Below are 2,647 nucleotides of genomic sequence, written 5' to 3'. Positions count from 1 at the left end.
CCCCGCAGCGGCGCGCGGGTAACCGTTCATCCGACAAAAATCTGTTACCATTCACCCACCTGAACATCACACTCCCGCCATGAAACGACGCCTGCTCCTCGCCCTGCTGACCCTTGCCCTCACCGCCTGCGGCTTCCACCTCAAAGGCAGCGAACGCGGCGACGGCCACCTGCGCGAAATCAGCCTGCACTGGCCAAACGGCGCCGACCCCACCTTCCAGAACGCCCTGGAAGCCGCCTTGCAACAACAACACATCACCCTGAACGATGCCGCTGCGGTGCGCCTCCAGATAGACCCCACCGACCAGGACCGCATCCGCACCGCCATTGGCGGCAAAGGCGACACCCAGGAAATCGAACTCATCGACAGCGTCCACATCCGCCTCGAAAAAAACGGCGCGACACTGGGCGAACAAACCTTCAGCAGCCGCAGCAACGTGCGCTATCGCAGCAACACCTACCTCGGCAGCAGCGCCGAAGAAGACGAAGCGCACCAACAACTGGCGCGCGACAACGCCGACAAGCTCATCCGCTACACCAACGCCCGCACCCGATGAACCTCGCCGCGCCCGACGCCCCCCGCCACCTCAAACAGCACCCGCTGCCCGCCATCACCCTCATCCACGGCAGCGAAGCACTGCTCAACAGCGAAGCGCTGGACGCCGCTCGCGCCCGAGCCACCGCCGACGGCTACGACGAACGCCAACGCCTCTACGGCGACAGCCGCATCGACAGCCTCATCCAGGAGCTCGAAACCCCGTCGCTGTTTGCGCCGAAACGCCTGCTCGAACTCCACCTCGACGCCAAAAAAGCCGACAAGGCGACCGCCGACACCCTGCGCCGCCTCGCCGAACTGCGCCTCGACCATAGCCGCCTCATCATCTACGCCCCCAACCTGGAAAAACCGCACACCACCGCCTGGTACAAGGCACTGTTCAGCCAGGGCAACCTCGCCATCGTGAGTACAGCGCTGTACCCGCCACAATTTGCCAAACAAATCGCGCAACGCCTGCAAGCGGCCAAACTGCGCCTGACCGACGCCGCCTGCGAACTGCTCATCGCCAACTGCCAGGGCAACCTCTTTGCCGCCAAACAGGCGATCGAACGCCTCACCATCCACCCGCAGGCCGAAAACATCATCGACGAAACCCTGCTGACCGACCTTCTTGACGACTTCTCCCAGTTCAACACCTTTGCCCTGAGCGACGCCATCCTCGGCGGCGACTGGCCGAAAGCGTACCGCGTCGCCGCCCGTCTGCAAGCCGAAAACCCGCGCGACACCACCCTGATTACCTGGCTCCTGCAGCGCGACGCCAGCCTGCTCATCGGCCTGCACAACGAACCGCAGCACCGCCACGGCGCGCTCTACCAACAATACAACATCTACGACAGCCAGCAGCGCCGCTACCAGGCGGCGCTCGGCAAACACCCGCCGCGCGCACTGCGCCTGCAACTGCGTCTGGCGGCCAAACTCGACCGCATCACCAAAGGCGCCGAACACGGCGACTACTGGCAAACCCTCAAACAGCACCTGCTAAACAACCAACAACGACAACCCGCATGAGCTACGTACCCCCCCGCAGAAAACGACGCATCCCGCTCGACCTCGCAGAAAACACCCCCTACCAGGGCCGCATCATCAACTGGAACGACGAAAAAGGCTACGGCTTCATCCAGCTCATGCCCGGCCACGAAAACCTGTTCTTCCACATCAGCACCTTCGCCTACCACCACCGCCGCCCGGCGGCCGACACCGCCGTGACCGTGCTCGCCATCCCCGGCAACAAGGGCGGCTGGCAGGCGAGCCGGGTACTGTTACGCGAACACGAACACGCCATCATGGAAGACAGCATCTACGACATCGCCGAACACAGCCAACCGAAAAAACTCGAAGGCTACACCTACGCCGCGCTCGACCTGCTCTACTTCCTCGGCCTCACCCTCGTCTCCATCCCGCTCGGCATCACCAGCGCCATCCTCAGCATCCTCACCGTCGCCCTCTACCGCTACGACAAACGCGCCGCCGAAGAAAACCTGCAACGTGTCCCCAACAGCGCGCTGCATCTGGCGAGCCTCCTCGGCGGCTGGCCGGGGGCGCTCGTCGCGCGGCCATTCTTGCGCCACAAACTCAACCAAAAACGCTTCCGCGGCTTCTTCTGGGCAAGCATCGTCGCCAACTTCGGCATCCTCTACCTGCTCATCGCCTACCTGCCGCCGTACAACCCGCTCGTCAACTTCTAAAGGAACCCCATGAACGCCAGCGAACTGAAAACCCTCGTCCTCGAAAGCCTCGAAAGCCTCAAAGCCGTCAACATCGAAACCATCGACCTTGCCGGCAAAACCGACATTGCCGACTACATGATCATCGCCAGCGGCACCTCCGACCGCCACCTGCACGCCCTGGCCGACAAAATCCACGACGACAGCAAAGCTGCCGGGTGGCCGCCGCTCGGCATGGAAGGCGAAGACAGCCGCGACTGGGTGCTGGTGGATTTGGGCGACATCATCGTCCACCTGATGCGCCCGGAAACCCGCGAACACTACGCCCTGGAAAAACTGTGGTCGCTGCCGCCAACACGCAGTTAGGGGCTGAAAAATCCCCCTCCCCTGCAGGGCGAAGCCCGCAGCGGGCGGGTTCCCACGCAAAA

4 protein-coding genes are annotated in these 2,647 nt (G+C 63.3%); all 4 read left to right on the top strand.

Going from position 1 to position 2,647, the window contains the following annotated elements:
- The first annotated feature begins 79 nt into the window (after positions 1 to 79).
- The 4 genes from lptE to rsfS are packed head-to-tail and all read left to right on the top strand — an operon-like array spanning position 80 to position 2,585.
- Complete coding sequence (gene lptE, locus Q0349_RS05250) at positions 80 to 556, top strand: LPS assembly lipoprotein LptE (RefSeq protein WP_298079828.1); 477 nt, start codon at positions 80 to 82, stop codon at positions 554 to 556.
- Positions 553 to 1,563 carry a DNA polymerase III subunit delta gene (gene holA, locus Q0349_RS05245; protein WP_298079827.1) on the top strand — a complete coding sequence of 337 codons (1,011 nt, stop codon included), beginning with the start codon at positions 553 to 555 and terminating at the stop codon, positions 1,561 to 1,563. The genes lptE and holA overlap by 4 nt, the downstream gene beginning before the upstream one ends.
- Positions 1,560 to 2,240 (top strand): DUF1294 domain-containing protein, encoded by a 681-nt coding sequence (locus Q0349_RS05240; protein ID WP_298079826.1) that lies wholly within the window; start codon positions 1,560 to 1,562, stop codon positions 2,238 to 2,240. The genes holA and Q0349_RS05240 overlap by 4 nt, the downstream gene beginning before the upstream one ends.
- A 9-nt stretch (positions 2,241 to 2,249) precedes the next feature.
- On the top strand, positions 2,250 to 2,585 hold the full coding sequence (gene rsfS, locus Q0349_RS05235) for a ribosome silencing factor (protein WP_298079825.1): 336 nt from the start codon (positions 2,250 to 2,252) through the stop codon (positions 2,583 to 2,585).
- The last annotated feature ends 62 nt before the right edge of the window (positions 2,586 to 2,647 follow it).

Origin of the sequence: uncultured Cardiobacterium sp., from assembly GCF_938028185.1 — a bacterium.
GTDB lineage: Bacteria > Pseudomonadota > Gammaproteobacteria > Cardiobacteriales > Cardiobacteriaceae > Cardiobacterium.
Note: the sequence above shows the minus strand (reverse complement) of the source record. Positions and strands in the feature narration are given on the sequence as shown.

Coding starts and splice junctions, on each gene's coding strand:
- lptE (WP_298079828.1), top strand. CDS start 80: ATGAAACGACGCCTGCTCCTCGCCCTGCTGACCCTTGCCCTCACCGCC.
- holA (WP_298079827.1), top strand. CDS start 553: ATGAACCTCGCCGCGCCCGACGCCCCCCGCCACCTCAAACAGCACCCG.
- Q0349_RS05240 (WP_298079826.1), top strand. CDS start 1,560: ATGAGCTACGTACCCCCCCGCAGAAAACGACGCATCCCGCTCGACCTC.
- rsfS (WP_298079825.1), top strand. CDS start 2,250: ATGAACGCCAGCGAACTGAAAACCCTCGTCCTCGAAAGCCTCGAAAGC.